This window comes from Amycolatopsis cynarae, from assembly GCF_026802195.1.
GTDB classification, from domain to species: Bacteria; Actinomycetota; Actinomycetes; order Mycobacteriales; family Pseudonocardiaceae; genus Amycolatopsis_E; species Amycolatopsis_E rhizosphaerae.
The window spans coordinates 7084765-7102275 of record NZ_CP113836.1; the positions used below are offsets into that span (position 1 = coordinate 7084765).

Genomic DNA, 17511 nt, shown 5'->3' on the forward strand with positions numbered 1-17511 from the left:
GACTGATTCCAGTCGCCGATGAACTCGCAAGGCGCGCAAAGGAAGAAGGGTCTCCGTGAACAGCCACGTGGTGCTGCCACTGCTCGGTCAGGTCGCCGACGCCGTGTCGGAGGCGATCGAGCGCGCACGTCCCGAACTGGCGGGATCGGACCCCGTGGTGCGTCGCTCCGAGCACGCCGACTTCCAGTCCAACGCGGCACTCGCCCTGGCCAAGCGCGTCGGTGCCAAGCCGCGTGAACTCGCGACCCAGGTGGCCGCCGCACTCGACGGCGGGCCGCTCGGTGCCGTCGAGTTGTCCGGCCCCGGCTTCCTCAACCTCACCGTTCCCGATCGGGCGGTGTGGGGGCAGGTTTCCGCGCGCCTGGCCAGTTCTCGTTTGGGTGTCGATACCCCGGAGGAGGGGCGGCGCACGGTCCTCGACTATTCCGCGCCCAATATCGCGAAGGAAATGCACGTCGGGCACCTGCGCACCACGATCATCGGCGACAGCCTCGCCCGTGTGCTCGGCTTCCTCGGCGCGGAGGTCATCCGCCAGAACCACCTGGGTGACTGGGGCACCCAGTTCGGCATGCTGATCCAGTACCTGGACGAGCACCCCGAGACCGCCTGGCACCACGACGAACTTTCCGGCGACACGTCCGCCGTGTCCGCGCTGGACGAGTTGTACAAGGCCGCGCGCAAGGAGTTCGACGCCGATCCGGCCTTCGCCGACCGCGCCCGGTCACGGGTGGTCGCCCTCCAGTCCGGTGATCCCGCCACGCTCGCCAAGTGGAAGGAGATCGTCGCCGAATCCGAAAAGGCATTCCGCGACATCTACGACCGGCTCGGCGTGCTGCTCACCCCGGAAGATTCCGTCGGCGAGTCGTTCTACAACTCCCTGCTCGGCGACACCATCACCGAACTCGTCGACGCCGGAATCGCGGTCGAAAGCGACGAAGCGCTGGTGGTCTTTTCCGAAGAGGTCACCGGAGCCGAGGGCAATCCCGTGCCGCTCATGGTTCGCAAGCGCGACGGCGGTTACGGCTACGACACCACCGATCTGGCCACCATCCGCTACCGCATCCACGACCTCAAGGCCAACCGCCTGCTCTACGTCACGGATTCCCGTCAGGCGCTGCACTTCCGGCTGATCTTCGAAGCGGCCCGCCGCGCCGGATGGCTCACCGACACGGTCGCGGCCGAACACGTCCCGTTCGGCACCGTGCTCGGCCCGGACGGACGCCCCTTCAAAACCCGCGCCGGGGGCACCGTGCGGCTCATGGCCCTCCTCGACGACGCGGTGGCCCGCGCCCGCGCCGTCGTCGCCGAAAAAAACCCCGGCCTCGACCCCGCCGAACTCGACCGGATCGCCGAACAGGCCGGAATCGGTGCGGTCAAGTACGCCGACCTGTCCACGTCACGCGTCAAGGACTACACCTTCGACCTCGACCGCATGGTGTCGTTCACCGGAAACACCGGCGTGTACCTCCAGTACGCCCATGCGCGCATCCGATCCATCCTGCGGAACGCAGGCGACCCGGAGAGCGAGATCGACCCCGCCGTCCCCCTCGAACCGGCCGAACGCGCCCTCGCCCTGGAACTCGACGCCTACGGCACCACCCTCGCCGAGGTCGGCGACGCGCTCGAACCGCACCGCCTGTGTGGATATCTCTACGACCTCGCCCGCGACTTCACCACGTTCTACGAAGCCTGCCCCGTGCTGAAAGCCGAAGAACCGGTCCGCGGCAACCGGCTCGCGCTGTGCACGCTCGCCGCGCGCACCCTCAAGCACGGGCTCGGCCTTCTCGGTATCGCCGCACCAGAACGCATGTGAAGTCGGTGCTCGCGATTGAGCCTGGCGGCCAACCGGAGTAAATGCTTCCTTCAGGGCGCGACGATGCCGAGGTCGGTCTCGGCTCGGCGCACGGCCGGACCGAAGGCGGCTCCCGCGATCAGGAACAGACCACCGAGTGCCCACCATCCGGGTGCGCCCCAATTCATCAGCAGCGCGGTCAGGAGCACCGGGCCGAGCATCCTGGCGATCTGCGGCCCCATGCCGAAGAAGCCCTGGTACTGGCCCTGTCTGTCCGCCTGTGCCAGTCCGAAGCCGATTTCCCAGCTGCCCGCACCCTGCAACATCTCGCCGAACACCTGGACCACCGCGGCGACGATCAGGATGACCACTCCGGCTTCGGCCCCGACACCGGCTCCGGACAGCGAGTACAGCGCGCAGGCGACGAGCATCAGTCCGCCGGCGTGCCTGGTTGCCCGGGTGGCGCTGCGCAGGCCGGTCACCCGCCGGGCCACGGGCACCTGGAACGCCACCACGCCCACCATGTTGACCACCAGCAGCACCGCGGCCATCGCCGCGGGCGCACCGGTCCGCTGCACGATCCACATCGGCAGACCAAGGCTGAGTAGCGGCATGTTCAGGCACATGATCGCGTTGAGCAGGGTGACCAGGGTGTACGGCCGATCGCGGAGCACGGCCAGTCGCGGCTCGGCGGCGGGTGCCTTCGGCGCGGGCCGTGTCTCGGGCAGTCGGCGCAGCACGAGCGCGGCAGCGAGGAAACTCACCGCGTCGACGACGAAGACTGCCAGGTACGCCGGCCGGGTGCCGACCGAGAGCGCCAGCGCGCCCAGTCCGGCGCCGATCGCCAGTCCCGCGTTGAGCGTGGACTGCAGGTGCGCCCGTGCCCTGGTCCGCTCTTCCGGGGCCACCGATCCGGCCAGCAGCGCCTGTCGGGCCGAGGCCAGGCCCGCCTGGCAGCAGGCGTATCCGCAGACGACGAGCAGGACGAGTGGAAACGACCGCACGACCAGGAAGGCGCTCAGGGCCGAAGCCGTCGCCACGGACAGCAGTACCGTGGTGCGGCGCGGCCCCCAGCGGTCGGTGAGGCATCCGAGCGGTACCCCGGCCAGCATCGCGGCCGCCCACGCCAGCGTCAGCGCGAGCCCGACCTGGGTCGGGGACAGTCCGACGAGGCGGGTGAAGAACAGCGCCGAGCAGGCGTAGAAAGCGCCATCGCCGACGGAGTTGGCCAGTTGTGCCAAGGCCAGCACCCGCAGCGGCCCGGCGGGCGGCACGATCCGGGACATCAGGAGACGCGAGGGGACTCGGTGCGACCGCGTTTGAGCTCGAAGAATCCCGGCGTGCCGGAGACGTTCAGTACGCCGTCCCAGAGCCGCCCGGCCGCTTCCGCGCGGGGCACGGGGCTGACCACCGGTCCGAAGAAGGCGTTGACGGTTCCGTCCGGCCCGGTGACGTGGATGGCCGGAGTGCCGAGATCCTCACCGACCGGGTCGAGGCCCGCGCGGTGGCTGACCCGCAGGGCTTCGTCGTAGCCGGTGCTCTCGGCGGCGTCGGCCAACTCCTCGGCCAGGCCCAGTTCGGTCAGCGCGCCGAGGTACAGGTCACGGCCGATCGTCGCCTTCTCGTGGTGGATCCGGTTGCCGAACGCCGTGTAGAGGTCCCGCAGCACCGGCGTGCCGTACTTCTGCTCCGCGGCGATGAGCACCCGGACCGGGCCCAGCGTGTCGGCCAGCCAGCGCTCGTACCACGCCTCGAGCCCCTCGCGGCCCTCGTTGAGCAGCCACAGGCTCATGACGTGGAAACGCACTTCCACGTCGCGGACCCGTTCCACCTCGAGCAGCCAACGCGAAGCGTTCCAGGCCCACGGGCATTTCGGGTCGAACCACATGTCGGCGGTGGTCACAGGGGAACTCCTCGATCGCTCTTTCCTTGCCTGCAGACATTCAACGACCCGAGATTGGCCTGTAGAAGCGCCAATTTCCCCAAGACTGATTGAGCCAATGTAGGGTCCTGCCGTGGACGTCCACGTCTCGCTCGCGGATTCCGGTGACCTCGCCTCCCGCATCTACCGGCAACTGGCCGACGCGATCCTGGACGGCAGGCTGCGCCCGGGAGAACGCCTGCCGCCCACGCGGGAACTCGCCCTCAGGCTCGCCGTCGCCCGCAACACGGTGTCCGTCGCCTACGAGCGCCTGGCGGCCGAGGGATTCGTGGTCGCCCGCGTCGGCGCCGGTACCTTCGTGGGGACCGAACCGGTTGCGCCACGAGCCGCACGTGCCCGGTCCCGTTCCCGGGTGGCACCGACGGGACGTGGCGTCCAGCCCCGTCCGATCTGGAACGCCGTTACCACTGCCACCTCCAGCGTCCCGCCGCCCGTCCACGACTTCCGGGTCGGCACGCCGGACCCCGGCCTGTTTCCCTTCGCCACCTGGCGCAGGCTGGTCGCCGGAGAGCTTCGAGCCTCGGCGGTCCGGACGATCTCCGGCTACGCGGAAACCGCCGGGCACGCCGACCTGCGTGCGGCCATCGCCCGGTACGTCGGAGTGTCCCGGTCCGTCCGTGCCTGCGCCGACGACGTGCTGGTCACCCAGGGCGCCCAGCAGGCACTCGACCTCATCGGCCGGGTCCTGATCGAACCGGGCGACAGCGTCGCCGTCGAGGAGCCCGGTTATCCGGCGGCGCGGTTGCTGTTCCGCTCACTGGGCGCCAGGGTCGTCGGAGTGCCCGTGGACGACGAGGGCCTGGTCGTGAGCGCGCTGCCGGACACCGTCCGCCTGGTGTACGTCACACCCTCCCACCAGTTCCCGTTGGGCATGCCGATGTCACCGGCCCGGCGGGCGTCGCTGCTGGAATGGGCGTCCCACCGCGGCGCCGTGATCGTCGAGGACGACTATGACAGCGAGTTCCGCTTCGGCGACCGCCCCCTGGAACCCTTGCAGAGCCTCGACCGCACCGGCCAGGTCATCTACGTGGGCACGTTCTCCAAGACACTGCTGCCGATACTGCGGCTCGGTTTCCTGATAGCTCCGGCCTCGCTGCGACCGGCACTGCGCGCCGCCAAGCAGTTCACCGACTGGCACAGCGAATACGTGGGGCAGGCGGCTCTCGCCCGTTTCATCGACTCCGGCGAACTCTCCCGGCACGTCCGAAGGGCCACCCGCGTCTATGCCGAGCGGCGCGAACGCATCGTGGCGACGCTGCACACCGAGTTCGCCGAATGGTTCGACACGGTGCCTTCCTCCGCCGGCCTGCACCTGTCCGCCCGACTCAAGCCGGACACCGCCATCGACATCGACGCCGTACTCCAAAGGGCAGGCGCCTCAGGCATTGCCGTCGAACGCCTGGCGGCCTACTACGCCGACGGCCGACCACAGCCCGGACTTGTCCTCGGCTACGGCAGGATCGCCACCGACGACATCGCCGAGGGCCTCACGCTGCTTGCCCGCCATTTCCGACGCCCCTGATCATCGACCAATGACACGCGAATGCGGATGCGAAGCACCCGCTTGTTGTCAATCGGGAAATTGCGGGGATCGAAGACTGGTAATTGGATCAACGACGCGCCGGATCGGTTGCTCCGGTCATCTTTTTATTATTGAGTAGGCAACGAAATAACGGTAAGGCTCACCCGGTCGAGGTGTCGAGATCGGCGCCTGGCGGGTGCCATGCTTGGGTGACCGCATGGAAACCGAAACCAGTTGTGAGCTGCCATGGCTATCTCGAGCACGAGCGCGGCGAGTACGCGAAAAGCGTTATTGGCAGAAGGAAAGATATCGGTATATGAATGCCCTGCTGTAGCTGTGATCAACTCACGGGCGCTGCTCGTCGGTGATCATCTATCGCCGCCGTCATTCGACGAAATGACCGTGTCGATCCTCTATGCGCAGTTGCGCGCAATACACGACACCGGGCAGGGCGGGACGGGGAGCAACTCGGACGCGCCCGAGGGGCGGGACCCGAAGCAGTGGCTGCAGACCTTTCGCAACGAGCTCGGCCTGCAGGGCTGGGCGGAAACCGGAAGTGATGTTTCCGCCGGCTTCGCGCCCGTGTCCCCGGAAAAGACCGCACTCGGCCTCGTCGGCAAGAAGTTCACCACTCCGGCTCCGCTCGTCTTCGGTTGGCGGCTTCTCGATCCGCTCGCGGGCCTCGGCATGTCCGCGGCCGGCACCTTCGGTGACGCCACACTCGACGGCGGGCCTGGAGAGAAGCGGCTTGTGCGTTGCCGGATGTTCGCCGAGGTCGGGCCAGGCGATCAGGGACGTGAGCTGTTCCTGGCGTTCCTCGTCCTCAGCTACCCGCGGGAGCCGGCGCCGGGACTGGGGAGTCCGTTCGACCAGGGAACCACCTACTGGCTGCCCGCCTATGGATACCGGCTGAACGAGAAAAGATTCAGGGAAGTCAAGGACAAAATCACGAAAAAGATAGGAGAGAGATTAAACCTTGTAGTCCGCGCATCGTTCCAGTAGTAATCCTGAGAGGTATTCTCAAATGACGGAGACCGTTTCTTCCGCGGTGGACTATATTCTGGATTCCGAGTTGGATACAATGCCTCTGGAACTGCTTGTCCCGGAGGCCAGGGCGGGAACCGAGCAAGCAAATCTGGGTGTGATCAACGGGCGTTCCATGGTCGTTTCCGCGCCGTCGATGAAGCCGGTTCAGACGCAGGATGCCACGCTTTCCCAGTGGTTCGCCGAGCGAAGGGCGAACCACGACCTCGGAGTGAAGTACGGAACACCGGGGGTGGACAACTCCATCGACCACCCCGTGGAATTCTTCAAGATCGTGACCAATGAGCTGCAGAAAATGGGATGGCTGATCCCCGGGTTTGATCAGACGGACCTCAAGAGCAGCGGCGGCGGGAACAGTGTTTCGCAGTATGTGTACCGCGCGCTGAACCAGATCGCGGCCGGGTCCGAAGGCTACGTCAAGAGCGCCGTGGACGGCGTCCGCGCCTGGGCGGATGACAGCAACAAGGTCAGCTCGCAACTGTTCACCCGAAAGAGTGTCCCGCTGCGTAAGGTCGCCAAACAGATCGGCTACGCGGCGAACGATCGCGACGGCACGCTCACGTACTCCTTGTCATTCTTCTTCTTCGATGGTGAGAAGGCCGTGACGGACTGGCTGGTTTTCGCCTTGCGTGACATCCAGTTCCGGTTGTGGTCCTACCTTGGCGCGGTGAAACTTCCGGGCGCCTCGCTGGACAAGCCGATTCACGATGCTCTGGTCTCGAAGTACGACCAGTATGGTAAGGGCGACATCGACAGCGGCGCCATCTGACGGGTTCGAGCAGTCAGGCCGTCGACCGGTCGTCGTGAATGGCGGGGAGGTCGACGGCCTGGCTCCCGTCCTGGCTGTGAGTCGGAGACCTTGACCGCCGCCAGACGCCGGGTCAGGAACCGGCGCAGCGGTCCGATGTGCAGCAGCATCAGCCCGGCCGGCACGATCAGGCGCAGCAGCCCACCGGAAGGCGCTTCGTTCGAGGCAGCACCGACGAAACGGGCCTGCGACGCGCGCTCTGCGGCCAGCAGCTCGCCGAGTGGCATCAACGCGCTGGTCACCCTGTCACCGTCCGGTGTGGTCAGCCGCATCGGCTCACCGCCGATCGGCGCGGGCGCGAGTTGCCCGTCGACGATTCGCCGTCCCTGGAAACGTCCGCCGCCCGCCACTCCGGGCAGGCCTTCGACGAGCGTTGCGGCCAACGCCTCACCTCTCCAGCACCGCATCGGCGATCACGGCGGCGGTCTGCTGAAACGGACCCACGGTGTTGACCGCCACCGCGGGACGCTCTCGCCGGATCGCCGCGGCCATCTCGGTCGGCGACCCCGCCACGACGCACCGTCCACCCACCGTACGAGCGGCGGTCTCCAGCCTGCCCGCGTCGCGCCCGACGAGCACGATCGGCGCCCCGCGGCTGGCCAGCCCCGCGGCGATCGCGCGCCCCGTCCGTCCCGTCCCACCGAGCAACCACACCTCTTTTGTCAGGTGATCCGACATGAGGAGGCGATGGCCGGACTTTTCAACCTGCTGCTGCAAACCGCCGTCGGCCGCTGGGTCGCACAGTCCATTGAGGAACGAGCACTCGTCACTTTCGTCCGCGAAGCATTCGACCAACTGTGCTCGACGGTCGCCCGCGTCGGAGAGCCGTCAGGGTGAATCCGTCCGCCATCGGCACCGGCTAGGCGGCGGCGCGCTCGTCCCTGGGCCGACGCCGCAGGCTGGCGCGCTGCAGGGCGGGCGGCTGGTAGGCCATGTCGAGTGTGCCGATGTCGGTGCCGGGCGGGACGATCTCGTCGATCTTGTCGAGGATGTCGTCGTCGAGGGTGGTCTCGATACCGGCGAGCAGGTTGTCGAGGTGTTCCATCGTGCGCGGCCCGATGATCGCCGAGGTCACGCCCGGATGAGCGATCGCGAACGCCATCGCCAGGTGGGTCATCGGTAAACCCGCCTCCTGGGCGAGCGGGACGAGTTGCTCGACAGCATCGAGCCGGCGCTCGTCGCTGAGGTGCTTGAAGCCGTAGTTGGCCCGGTGAGTGTCCGCCTGCCGGCCCTTGCGGTACCGGCCGGTCAGCAGGCCCCCGCCCAGCGGGCTAAAGACCAGCGTGCCCATCCCGTATTGCTGGCAGACCGGCAGCACCTCGCGTTCGATGCCGCGGTTGAGGATCGAGTAGGTCGGCTGCTCGGTGCGGAAACGCTGCAGGCCGCGCCGTTCGGCGACCCACTGCGCTTCGACGATCTCCGAGGCCGGGAAGCACGAGGAGCCGATCGCGCGCACTTTGCCGCTGTGGATAAGGTCCGACAACGCCCAGAGCGTCTCCTCTACGTCGACCGACGGGTCCGGGCGGTGGACCTGGTACAGGTCGAGGTGGTCGGTTTGCAGGCGGCGCAAGGAATTCTCGACCTCGGCGATGATCCAGCGCCGGGAGTTGCCCCGCTGGTTCGGATCGTCGCCCATCGGGTTGTGGACCTTGGTCGCGAGTACGACGTTCTCGCGGCGGCCCTTGAGGGCTTTGCCCACGATCTCTTCGGACTCGCCGCGTGAGTACATGTCGGCGGTGTCGACGAAGTTGATCCCCGCATCCAGGGCCTTGTGGATGATCCGGATCGAGTCATCGTGGTCGGGATTGCCGATGGCGCCGAACATCATGGTGCCCAGGCAGTAGGGGCTGACCTTGATCCCGGTCCGGCCCAACGTGCGGTACTGCATGACTCTCCTTTTCGAGTGGTGTGCGTGGTCGGCACTACTTCGGCGCCGCACCATCAAGCAAGCGGAGCGCTGCTCCAGAAGTATATGGAGCAGCGTTCCGCTTAGTCAAGTGGAGGAGTGTCGCGGAGAGTGGGAGGTCACCGTCGCGTCGCCAGGCGCGGGGACCCTGCGACCATTGCGGGATCTTGGAGAGCCGGTCACTGAGCCAGGCCAAGTAGTAGGCAAGAGGGGGTTGCCGGCCCTCCAGGAGCTGTCGGATGTGCTGTTCGGACTCTGACAACTGACCAAGCGCGGAGCGACGACACGGCGGAAAGGAGTGTCAGTCGAGCCGCGCGGTGGAAAGGTGCTTAGTTCCGTTCCCGTGTCACTGCGGGCTCGTGTTCCAGGAGTTGAGCACCGAATCGATCACTCCGGGGAAGCGCTCGTCAAGGTCGGCGCGCCTCAGGTCGATCCAGCGCTCTCTGCCACGGATGGTGGTCGTGGTCAGCCCCGCCTGGCGCAGCACGCGGTAGTGGTGGGACATCGTCGACTTGTGCACCTCGGCATCGTTGTTGATGTCCGCGCACTTCTGGCTTCCCAGGTTGGCGAGTCTGGCTACGAGCGCCAAACGCGTTGGGTCGGCGAGTGCACCCAGAACGTCTACCAGGCTCAGGTCGGCGGCGGACGGCTGCGATGGCTGCTTCACTTGCGTCCCTTTCGTTCCGTGATGCCCGCCCATCATAGGTCACTGTTGGGCAACCATCCAACTATGTGTTAGTTTGACGTGCTTCCAACTGACCTGGTCGAGAGGATGCGGAATGCGAGATCACGACGGCGCCTCGCCCGCGGCAACAGTAGGCGGCGTAGTTCGTTCGCAACGTGCCAGCCGGAGGACGCATTCCGGTCAAGCGCTCCTCCTGTGGGGGCTGCTTGTCGCGGCGGCGAATCTCCGGGCATCGTTGACGGGCGTCGGGCCAGTGATTGATCGGATACAGGTCGATCTGCGGCTCGCCCCGGCCGTGGCGGGGCTGTTGAACACGCTTCCGCTTTTGGCGTTCGCGATGATCTCTCCGATCGTTCCGCGACTGGCGGCGCGATGGGGGTCGGCGTGGGTCCTCGGGGCGGCGCTCGTGGTACTGACGCTCGGGATCGTCGTTCGATGGGTGCCTGCGGCAAGCGCACTGTTGGCGGGCACGGTACTGATCGGGGCCGGGATCGCCGTCGGCAACGTGTTGTTGCCGAGCCTGATCAAGCGCGACTTTCCCACCAGGGTGGGATTGCTGACCGCCGCATACGCCGCGGTGATGGGGGGCGTCGCCGCGGTGGCTTCCGGGGTGGCCGTGCCCATCAGCGAGATCGCCCCTGGCGGGTGGCACACCGCATTGGGCTGGTGGGCTGTACCCGCACTGGCGGCGGTCATGCTGTGGCTCCCCCAGTTGAAGGGGCCGGGACGGACCGCCGAGCCGATGCGCCACGCCCGGTTGCCTTGGGGGTCCCCGCTGGCGTGGAGCGTCACCGCGTTCATGGGCCTGCAATCGCTGGGCTTCTACGTCGTCGTCACCTGGCTGCCCCAGGTGTTCCACGACAGCGGGGTGACGTCGACAGCAGCGGGATGGCTGCTGTTCCTGTTCCAGGCGGTCGCGGTGGCGACCAGCCTTGCTGTGCCGGCGGCCCTTCGACGGACAAGAGACCAGCGCGGTATCGCGACGATCAGCTCGGCTGCCCTGTTCGCCGGCTATCTCGGGCTCCTGATCAACCCAGGATGGGCAGTGCTGTGGAGCGTTGTCCTCGGGCTGGGCGGCGGTGCGTGCCTCGTGCTCGCCTTGACCTTTCTCGGCCTTCGCGCCCCAGACCCGGCCGCGGCCGGCGCGTTGTCGGCGATGGCGCAGTCGATCGGCTACCTGCTGGCCGCGGTCGGACCTGTGATTTTCGGCTTTCTGCACAGCGTGAGTGCCGGATGGCAGGTGCCGATCATCTTCATGTGTGTTGCCGCAGCCGGGCAGGCGATCGTCGCGATCGCCGCAGGCCGGGGCACGGTGCCAAACACCAGCGATCAGGCCGCGCCGACTACGCGCTGACCAATTCGCATCGGGAGGTTGAAAGCGTGCGCCCATGCGACCGCCATCGCGGGTGCGCGACGAAGTGATCGTGGTTGGCGTCTTCTCGTCTTTTGGTTGCAGTAAAACGCCAGGTGGTCGTCCTCCCGCTGGCACAGCCTCTGAACTACAGTTCGTAGTCTTCGGCGAACTCGTCCCACGCGAGCGTGGCTACCGCAGCATTAACGAATTCGGCCACCGGGCTCGTTAGATCGTTCTGGAACCACACCACCGTCAGCCAGGATCGATGAAGAACCTGGTCGAGTTCAGCACGGACAGGGCTCGACCGGAAAGAAGCCCGACAGTACACACGAGGCAACTCCTCCACTGGGCCGAATGCCAGAGGCTCCGAGTCGGGATAGGGATAGCTGCGCGGCGGAGTGATCACGTGTATCGGCTGAGACCGATACCCGGGTTGGTCGCGCTCTGTCAGTCTTGCCAGCAGGTGATCGTTGATCAGCTTGCACGGGTAGCCCTCCAGCATCCCGTCATACGTTGAGAAGACGTCCAGCCTGGTCAACTCGATATCGCGACCAGAGTTCAGCGTCACCTGGGTAAGCGTCATGATCACGATGCTCTCAGTGCGGGGCAACTTTTTATTGCGGCGTGCCGGCGGCCCAAGGAGCGGGACACAGACCGAAGAGATCACCGGATGGAAAGGGGTTTAGGACTGTTCGGCGTGGAGGAGTTGTTCGGCGAGGGTTTGTATCTGCTCGACGGTGATTCCGTCACGTTGTTGTCTGGCCAGGGGGTGGTCCGTGGGTTCGAGTTCTACGACTGGGGTGAGTCCGACCGGGGTCTGGTGGACCATGGTTTTCAGGTTGAGCGTTGTCGGCGTGTACGGGGTGAGTTCCGTCGACAGCCAACCGAAGTAGGGTCGTTCGTTGACCCTGGCTGGGTCGTTCCACAGGCCACAGGCGCGTTGGTAGTTGTCAGGGCTGAGGGAGACCCAGGCACTCCATTCGAAGGCGTCCGAACTGTCGACGATGGGTAGGACGATACGGGCCCGGATGAAGAAGTGCTCGTTCGCGATCACGCATTGGTCAGCGGTGAGCAGGTTTCCTGGCTGCGAGGCCAGGTCGTCGCGCCAGTAGGCAGGCGCGCGTGTGCCATAGCTCAACGGGGGGCCCGCATGCTCCTCGGCGCACAGAGTGCAGCGGAAACGCTCGTGAGACGTCACGGGTGCGCAGTCTAGGTTGCGGACATGCGGGCGATGGTTCTGGCCACGGCGCGCGGGTGGCCGGTGGGCGGCCTGGTTGACAGCTCCCAGATCGCGATGGCGGCGGCTACCTGCCGAGTGCGTTGTTCGCGATCAGCGCGGTGGCAGTGTCGATGATGGTCTGCTCGGTCGGGCGGGGATGCCAGCCGAGTTCGGTGCGGGCCTTGCTGCTGTCGACGAGCCTTGTGCGGCCCAGCACAGGGCGCAGCATCGCCAGCTGCGGGTTCAGGTGCGCGAGCAGCTTGACGATGATGTCGGGCATGGTGTGCGTAGGCACCTTGGCGGCTTCGTCCGGGAGCTTCTCGCGCAGGAGCCGGGCGATGTCCCGGTACCACCAGAAGCTGCCCGATCCGAGGAAGCGCTGGCCCGGGGCGGCTGGACTGGTCATGGCGAGTATGTGCAGCTCGGCGATAGCACGGACGTCGACGACGTTCCATCCGATGTTCGGCACGGCGGGTATATCCCGGGCGAGCAGGCGGCGGATGATCTCGACCGTTCCTGGTCTGTTCGTCACGCCCAACACGGGTCCCTGCATGAACGTCGGAAGGACGGCGGTCAGTTCGAGCCCGGTTGCGGCGGCGAGATCCCATGCGTCGCGCTCGGCGAGGATCTTGGAGTCGGGGTACGCGCGAAGCGGGGTGCCGGACGGGGCGGTCCACACCGATTCAGTCGCGGCCGTGTCCGGGTCGCCGGTGTCGGCCGCAACGCCGGAGGAGGTGAGCACGGCACGCTTCACCCCGGCGCGGGCGGCGGCACCCAGGACGCGACGGGTGCCCTCGCGGGCGGTGGTGATGAGGTCCACGCCCGAGACCAAGGGAATCGGCGAGGCGGTGTGCAGTACGTAATCGACACCCGCGGCCGCCTCGTCCCAGCCGTCGTCGCGAAGAAGATCAGCGGCCGCGAATTCGACGGCCCCGGCTGCCCGTCCGCCCGCCTGCTCGCTGACGGCAGCGCGCACCTGCTCCGCCTTGTCGAGGCCGCGCACGGTGGTGCGCACCCGGTAGCCGCGCTGGAGCAGACCCGAGATCACCCAACCGGCCAGGTAACCCGTTCCGCCCGTGACAAGCACCGTCTCGTCGGCGTGACTGTCGCTCATTTAGACCACACATTCATTGAGTTTCTCATTGATGTGAGGAGCGTATCATCGGCTGATGACCGTTGGCCATAATGCGGACGTACCAGCGGCTCATCGCGCGGACATCGAGCGGAAGGCCGAGATCGTCCGGGTTCTCATGGAGGTGGGGAACGCGGCGGATGCGGTCGTGGCTCAGGTGCTCGGCGAGTTCGGGGTGCCGGCCTCCGTGGCCGGCACGCTGTGGGCGCTCGTTCCGGGAACGGAGCCGTCGACGATGAGGGAGGTGGCGGCCCGGCTGCACTGCGACCCCTCCACGGTCAGCCTCTCCGCCGACAAACTCCAGGCCGCGGGACTCGTCGCCCGCCAGCCCCATCCCGCCGACGGCCGCAAGCGCACCCTGGCCCTGACCGAACGCGGGCACGAACTCTGGGATGTGCTGAGAACACGGCTGCACGCCTCCGGCCTCTTCACCGGCCTCGACGCGGAGGAACAGGGTACTCTGCTCGCGCTGCTCACGAAAATGCGATCGCCGCAGCGCCCGTACTCAGAATGAGCTCATAGCGTCGTTGTTGCCCGGGCCATGTTGTTGGGATGTTGCTACGTGAGCCCCTCTTATTGGCCAGCGTCAAGCTTGGCCGCCTGGTGCTGAGCGCGGAACGCGACGTCGTGTGGCCACTCCTCGCGGAGAACCTGCTTGAGCGTCGGGTCGTCGGAGTGATCGCAGTACGGCGTGTGGTCGGGGTTGCGGACAATGGCGTCAACGGGAGCGGCGAGCATGCCCCAGGGCGGTACCGGGTTCGCAAGCCACCCCGAAATGCGAAGGTCTTGGTAGGTGGGCTCCCACCACATCCCGAAGATGTGCGGCAGATCGGAGGGATCCACGGCCAGCCAGACGCCATAAGTGAGGGTATGTCCGCCTGCGAGGTGGATGGGCAACAACGCTCGAACGAAGGCGCCAATGTCAGGAACCTGCATCATCACGGAGTCACGGGCTGTTCCGTGACTCATCCAGGTGCCTGGTTCGTTCTCCCAGCCGGTCAGGTTGAGCACGGGGTCAGGCAGCGTGAACCGAACATGCCGGTCGTGAGATTCCAAGGGCTGCCCGCAACTCGGGCACGTGTCGGCCGCAATGCCGTACATCCTGCACGCGGCCCCGGCTGTCCTGATTCCTCGCCCTGCGGCTGAGGTGATCTCCTCGTGGCCGCCCTTTCCGGATCACCGAAGCGGTGCCGGGTCCAGGGCGGAGCCCTGGATCAGTTTTAGGGTTGTACGGCAGGAGGATGTCGTGCCGTTGCAGTGTCGCTTGGTAGTGCGTAAGCAGTCCGGTTAGCTCGTCGGCCAGGTCCTGAGCTTGGTCGACGAGTTCATGGTCGACGAGTGTGTCGTCGAGGGCGGCGATGCGGTTTGCGAGTTCCCGCGTGTCTTGCTCCAGGATCGACAAGCTGTCGCCCTGGAGCAAGACGCCCGGGAACTGCCGTGCAGGCAGGCGGACGATGGCGTAGTTGCCTTGGCTGGTGAGTAGGTCGACCTCGATTCGCTCCACGGGGGCATTGTCGCTGCCCGTCGCATGCTGACGGCACGTTGGGATCGGGCCGCTGTCGGTCGCCGGGGCGTAAAATCTCGGCTGACGAAGTGTGATCGGCGGCAGGCTCGCCACGGGAACAGGACGTTGCAATGCTCGTGTCCGCACGAAGGCCGACGGCGCGAAGATCAACGAGGGCAAGACCGAGTTGGCGAAGCGGGGTGTGCCGTTGGCTGACTGGCTGGTGGACATGCTCGTGGACCGGCGGGTGCGGGTCGCCGCGGACCAGGGAGTGAAGCCGGAGGAGCTGACGGGGTGGGTGTTCCCGAACAGCAAGGGCGGCCTTCGAGAGACAAGCAATCTGCGGCGGGACTGGCGGGCGTTCCGGGAGCGGCGCGGTATCGGTGACTGGTTCACGCCGCGGACGTTCCGTCGGACCGTGGCTACCCTGGTGACCGATGCGCTGCCCGCGCGGGAGGCCAGTGACATGCTCGGGCACTCGCGGGTGTCCGCAGACGACGGACACCTACGTGGGGCGTAAGTCGCCGTCGCGGAAGGCGGCGGACGTGCTGGGTGTCCTTGGCGAAAAACGGCAGTAAACCGGCACCAAGATCAACAGGGGTAGGGTCCCGGGCTGCTGACCTGCATGAAGAGTGGGCCGCCCGGGGCTCGAACCCGGAACCTATGGAGTAGTTGGCCGCGGCCCCGGTCGTCTGCCGTTGATCGCTGATACCTGCTGTGAGCTGCATGGTGTTGCCGCGCAAACGATCACGGTTGCCGACTGCCTGCCGATAGCTGCCATCGTTTCACGGGGATAAAACGGGGAGATGATCTTGTGCGCAGCAATCCTGGGAGGCAGTCACCGGACCGCACGGTTCGTGAGATGCAGCGTCGGTCTCGGGGCGCATCGTAGACTTGGGGTCATGAGCAGTCCGGAGCGTGACGAGTTGATGCGCCTGGTCCAGGAGATCCCGGAGGACCAGGTGTCGGATGCGCTGCACGAGTTGCGGCGCCACCTCCAGCCGGTCCGGGAGCGGCCGTGGCCTCCGGCCTTTTTCGCCAGTGCTCCCGGTGATGGTGTGAGCATCGCTGAGCAGGCTGACGAACTGCTTCGTGAGGGCTTCGGCCGGTAGTGATTATCTGCGATACGGCCCCGATCGTCGCGGCCGCGCTCTACAAGGACCCGGACCACCACCGTTGTGTCGAGTTGTTCACCGGCCTACGCCTGGCCAACCGTGAGCTCCTGCTCCCTTCCCCCATCGTGGCCGAGGTCGGCTACCTGCTCGGGGCCAAGGCCGGCGCCCGCAGCGAAGCCTTCTTCTTGCGAGCGTTGGCCGACCGTGACTTCATCCCCGTGGACCTGACCTCCGCCGACTACGCCCGGATGGCGGAACTCGTCGAGCAGTACCACGACCTGCCCCTGGGTACGAGCGACGCCTCCGTGATCGCCTTGGCCGAGCGGCTCGACGTGGAAGAGGTCGCCACGTTGGACTTGCGGCACTTCACGGTGGTCCGGCCTCGGCACGTCAAGGCGTTCACGTTGCTGCCCTGACCACGTCTCTCAGGACGGGCTTGAAATCGCCCTCGTCGCTGACCAGGGGAGATGGTGGGCCGCCCGGGGCTCGAACCCGGAACCTATGGATAGAAGATCAACTTCTCCCGACGAGGCCGGATGGTTCCGGTCGATGCCGGTGACCTGGCCTCTTTCCGGCTGCAAATGCCGGTTGGTTCGGGCCGTTTCCGGCGCCTTCTCGTCGATTAGCGGCAGTAAAACGGCATCCTGTGTCTGCTCGGCATGGCTCGGGCTGAGGTGATCTCCTTGCGGCGCGGGTTCACCCCTGCCGGGCCGGGTGGTGCCGGTCAAGGGTTTGCCGGAGGCCGCGAAGCGCCCTTGACCGGTGCCGCCCGGTCTGGCTGCCCTCGGGCGCGCCGCGAGGAGATCACCGGACTGCCCCTCCCCTGATCTCCGAAGCGGTGCCGGGTCCAGGGCAGCGCCCTGGCCGCCGGAGGCGGTGTGTCGCGGGGAGCTCAAAGAGGCTCTGACATACTGGGCAAGGGACGCTCGCTGTCCCCTTCTTATGCGTAACGCAGAGTGAGCGCCCTCCCCTTCAGTTGATGTTTCGATCCTGAAGGGAATGCTTGAACATGGCCTGGGTGCTGCCTGGTTGCTTGGCTGGGGGCTTCGTGCTGGTTGCGGCTGTTGTGGTGACCGCGGTGTGGAAAGCGAAGGATCCGAGCGAGGCTGCGATGAAGGTGTTGTCGTCGTTCGCCCGGCTGGGGCTGGAGCTGGTGAAGTCGCTGTTTCGGGGACGGTAAGTAGTGGCCGGTGCCCGGTGGCGTGAAGCGTCGCCGGGCTCGGCTTCAATGCCGCGCCCTTGACCGAGTATGGCGAGCTGCCCTTGGCTGGTTATGAGATCCATTGCGCCGCTAGCGGTGGCGCGCTGCTTGGGCGTTCGTTCCTTGTGCCGCGCGGCGCGCCGAGCTGGAGCGGAGCGGCAAGCTCGGATGCGTCGCGTCCGCCAACTGGACCACGTTGCCAGGGTGGCAGGCCGGCCGCGCGCCGCCGCTGGCGGCGCGCCTTGATCCCATAGAGCCAAGTTCGGCAAACCTTCTTGGCAATGTTG

At 66.6% G+C, this 17511-nt stretch carries 22 protein-coding genes; 11 read left to right on the forward strand and 11 right to left on the reverse strand.

All coding sequences use genetic code 11. The annotated features are described in order from the left end of the window. Nucleotides 1-55 precede the first annotated feature (55 nt). Nucleotides 56-1813 (forward strand): arginine--tRNA ligase, encoded by a 1758-nt coding sequence (gene argS, locus ORV05_RS34390; RefSeq protein WP_268756036.1) that lies wholly within the window; start codon nucleotides 56-58, stop codon nucleotides 1811-1813. Nucleotides 1814-1863: 50 nt separating this feature from the next. Here the strand turns inward: argS and ORV05_RS34395 are convergent, their stop codons facing one another. After that, complete coding sequence (locus ORV05_RS34395) at nucleotides 1864-3078, reverse strand: MFS transporter (protein WP_268756037.1); 1215 nt, start codon at nucleotides 3076-3078, stop codon at nucleotides 1864-1866. Next, entirely contained in the window at nucleotides 3078-3695 is a 618-nt protein-coding gene (locus tag ORV05_RS34400; RefSeq protein WP_326938107.1) for a mycothiol-dependent nitroreductase Rv2466c family protein, read from the reverse strand. The genes ORV05_RS34395 and ORV05_RS34400 overlap by 1 nt, the downstream gene beginning before the upstream one ends. Before the next feature lie 112 nt (nucleotides 3696-3807). Here ORV05_RS34400 and pdxR point away from each other — a divergent pair, with 112 nt between their 5' ends. From pdxR to ORV05_RS34415, 3 genes are all read left to right on the forward strand, one after another. Further along, nucleotides 3808-5256 carry a MocR-like pyridoxine biosynthesis transcription factor PdxR gene (pdxR, locus tag ORV05_RS34405; RefSeq protein WP_268756038.1) on the forward strand — a complete coding sequence of 483 codons (1449 nt, stop codon included), beginning with the start codon at nucleotides 3808-3810 and terminating at the stop codon, nucleotides 5254-5256. Nucleotides 5257-5592: 336 nt separating this feature from the next. Continuing rightward, entirely contained in the window at nucleotides 5593-6258 is a 666-nt protein-coding gene (locus tag ORV05_RS34410) for a hypothetical protein (RefSeq protein WP_268756039.1), read from the forward strand. 22 nt (nucleotides 6259-6280) lie between these two features. Further along, nucleotides 6281-7069, forward strand: a complete 789-nt coding sequence (locus ORV05_RS34415; RefSeq protein WP_268756040.1) for a hypothetical protein — start codon at nucleotides 6281-6283, stop codon at nucleotides 7067-7069. Here ORV05_RS34415 and ORV05_RS34420 read toward each other — a convergent pair. Together ORV05_RS34420 and ORV05_RS34425 are read right to left on the reverse strand one after the other, a co-directional pair. After that, nucleotides 7003-7491: a hypothetical protein gene (locus ORV05_RS34420; protein WP_268756042.1), complete on the reverse strand. Its 489-nt coding sequence runs from the start codon at nucleotides 7489-7491 to the stop codon at nucleotides 7003-7005. The genes ORV05_RS34415 and ORV05_RS34420 overlap by 67 nt on opposite strands. A 4-nt stretch (nucleotides 7492-7495) precedes the next feature. Continuing rightward, nucleotides 7496-7786, reverse strand: a complete 291-nt coding sequence (locus tag ORV05_RS34425; RefSeq protein ID WP_268756043.1) for a saccharopine dehydrogenase family protein — start codon at nucleotides 7784-7786, stop codon at nucleotides 7496-7498. 9 nt (nucleotides 7787-7795) lie between these two features. Between ORV05_RS34425 and ORV05_RS34430 the strand changes: the two genes are divergently transcribed. Then, nucleotides 7796-7945, forward strand: coding sequence for a hypothetical protein (locus ORV05_RS34430; protein ID WP_268756044.1), 150 nt, complete (start codon nucleotides 7796-7798; stop codon nucleotides 7943-7945). Between the two features lie 22 nt (nucleotides 7946-7967). On the opposite strand, the gene ORV05_RS34435 is transcribed toward ORV05_RS34430, so the two are convergent. Then, nucleotides 7968-8996: an aldo/keto reductase gene (locus ORV05_RS34435; protein WP_268756045.1), complete on the reverse strand. Its 1029-nt coding sequence runs from the start codon at nucleotides 8994-8996 to the stop codon at nucleotides 7968-7970. Nucleotides 8997-9360: 364 nt separating this feature from the next. Then, nucleotides 9361-9681 carry an ArsR/SmtB family transcription factor gene (locus ORV05_RS34440; RefSeq protein ID WP_268756046.1) on the reverse strand — a complete coding sequence of 107 codons (321 nt, stop codon included), beginning with the start codon at nucleotides 9679-9681 and terminating at the stop codon, nucleotides 9361-9363. 112 nt (nucleotides 9682-9793) lie between these two features. Here ORV05_RS34440 and ORV05_RS34445 point away from each other — a divergent pair, with 112 nt between their 5' ends. Next, entirely contained in the window at nucleotides 9794-11053 is a 1260-nt protein-coding gene (locus ORV05_RS34445) for a CynX/NimT family MFS transporter (RefSeq protein ID WP_268756047.1), read from the forward strand. 145 nt (nucleotides 11054-11198) lie between these two features. Here the strand turns inward: ORV05_RS34445 and ORV05_RS34450 are convergent, their stop codons facing one another. From ORV05_RS34450 to ORV05_RS34460, 3 genes are all read right to left on the reverse strand, one after another. Next, entirely contained in the window at nucleotides 11199-11636 is a 438-nt protein-coding gene (locus tag ORV05_RS34450; RefSeq protein ID WP_268756048.1) for a hypothetical protein, read from the reverse strand. A 99-nt stretch (nucleotides 11637-11735) separates the two neighbouring features. Next, entirely contained in the window at nucleotides 11736-12251 is a 516-nt protein-coding gene (locus ORV05_RS34455; RefSeq protein WP_268756049.1) for a DUF2199 domain-containing protein, read from the reverse strand. A 106-nt stretch (nucleotides 12252-12357) separates the two neighbouring features. Beyond that, nucleotides 12358-13386 carry an NAD-dependent epimerase/dehydratase family protein gene (locus ORV05_RS34460; protein WP_268756050.1) on the reverse strand — a complete coding sequence of 343 codons (1029 nt, stop codon included), beginning with the start codon at nucleotides 13384-13386 and terminating at the stop codon, nucleotides 12358-12360. Between the two features lie 55 nt (nucleotides 13387-13441). Between ORV05_RS34460 and ORV05_RS34465 the strand changes: the two genes are divergently transcribed. After that, nucleotides 13442-13918 carry a MarR family winged helix-turn-helix transcriptional regulator gene (locus ORV05_RS34465; protein ID WP_268756051.1) on the forward strand — a complete coding sequence of 159 codons (477 nt, stop codon included), beginning with the start codon at nucleotides 13442-13444 and terminating at the stop codon, nucleotides 13916-13918. A 59-nt stretch (nucleotides 13919-13977) separates the two neighbouring features. Here the strand turns inward: ORV05_RS34465 and ORV05_RS34470 are convergent, their stop codons facing one another. Continuing rightward, entirely contained in the window at nucleotides 13978-14505 is a 528-nt protein-coding gene (locus tag ORV05_RS34470) for a DUF2199 domain-containing protein (protein ID WP_268756052.1), read from the reverse strand. Next, a complete protein-coding gene (locus ORV05_RS34475; RefSeq protein WP_268760091.1) occupies nucleotides 14420-14908 on the reverse strand; it encodes a DUF6959 family protein in 489 nt (162 codons plus the stop codon). The genes ORV05_RS34470 and ORV05_RS34475 overlap by 86 nt, the downstream gene beginning before the upstream one ends. Before the next feature lie 91 nt (nucleotides 14909-14999). Between ORV05_RS34475 and ORV05_RS34480 the strand changes: the two genes are divergently transcribed. From ORV05_RS34480 to ORV05_RS34495, 4 genes are all read left to right on the forward strand, one after another. Continuing rightward, a complete protein-coding gene (locus ORV05_RS34480) occupies nucleotides 15000-15428 on the forward strand; it encodes a tyrosine-type recombinase/integrase (protein WP_326938108.1) in 429 nt (142 codons plus the stop codon). A 382-nt stretch (nucleotides 15429-15810) separates the two neighbouring features. Beyond that, a complete protein-coding gene (locus ORV05_RS34485; protein ID WP_268756053.1) occupies nucleotides 15811-16020 on the forward strand; it encodes a hypothetical protein in 210 nt (69 codons plus the stop codon). After that, nucleotides 16020-16439: a type II toxin-antitoxin system VapC family toxin gene (locus ORV05_RS34490; protein ID WP_268756054.1), complete on the forward strand. Its 420-nt coding sequence runs from the start codon at nucleotides 16020-16022 to the stop codon at nucleotides 16437-16439. The genes ORV05_RS34485 and ORV05_RS34490 overlap by 1 nt, the downstream gene beginning before the upstream one ends. Nucleotides 16440-17032: 593 nt before the next feature. Next, a complete protein-coding gene (locus tag ORV05_RS34495) occupies nucleotides 17033-17203 on the forward strand; it encodes a hypothetical protein (RefSeq protein ID WP_268756055.1) in 171 nt (56 codons plus the stop codon). Nucleotides 17204-17511 lie beyond the last annotated feature (308 nt).

Excerpts from the sequence above, each read along its gene's own strand:
- ORV05_RS34395 (WP_268756037.1), bottom strand. The coding sequence starts at position 3,078 with ATGTCCCGGATCGTGCCGCCCGCCGGGCCGCTGCGGGTGCTGGCCTTG.
- ORV05_RS34415 (WP_268756040.1), top strand. The coding sequence starts at position 6,281 with ATGACGGAGACCGTTTCTTCCGCGGTGGACTATATTCTGGATTCCGAG.
- ORV05_RS34425 (WP_268756043.1), bottom strand. The coding sequence starts at position 7,786 with ATGTCGGATCACCTGACAAAAGAGGTGTGGTTGCTCGGTGGGACGGGA.
- ORV05_RS34430 (WP_268756044.1), top strand. The coding sequence starts at position 7,796 with ATGGCCGGACTTTTCAACCTGCTGCTGCAAACCGCCGTCGGCCGCTGG.
- ORV05_RS34435 (WP_268756045.1), bottom strand. The coding sequence starts at position 8,996 with ATGCAGTACCGCACGTTGGGCCGGACCGGGATCAAGGTCAGCCCCTAC.
- ORV05_RS34445 (WP_268756047.1), top strand. The coding sequence starts at position 9,794 with ATGCGAGATCACGACGGCGCCTCGCCCGCGGCAACAGTAGGCGGCGTA.
- ORV05_RS34450 (WP_268756048.1), bottom strand. The coding sequence starts at position 11,636 with ATGACGCTTACCCAGGTGACGCTGAACTCTGGTCGCGATATCGAGTTG.
- ORV05_RS34460 (WP_268756050.1), bottom strand. The coding sequence starts at position 13,386 with ATGAGCGACAGTCACGCCGACGAGACGGTGCTTGTCACGGGCGGAACG.
- ORV05_RS34465 (WP_268756051.1), top strand. The coding sequence starts at position 13,442 with ATGACCGTTGGCCATAATGCGGACGTACCAGCGGCTCATCGCGCGGAC.
- ORV05_RS34470 (WP_268756052.1), bottom strand. The coding sequence starts at position 14,505 with ATGTACGGCATTGCGGCCGACACGTGCCCGAGTTGCGGGCAGCCCTTG.
- ORV05_RS34485 (WP_268756053.1), top strand. The coding sequence starts at position 15,811 with ATGAGCAGTCCGGAGCGTGACGAGTTGATGCGCCTGGTCCAGGAGATC.
- ORV05_RS34495 (WP_268756055.1), top strand. The coding sequence starts at position 17,033 with ATGGCCTGGGTGCTGCCTGGTTGCTTGGCTGGGGGCTTCGTGCTGGTT.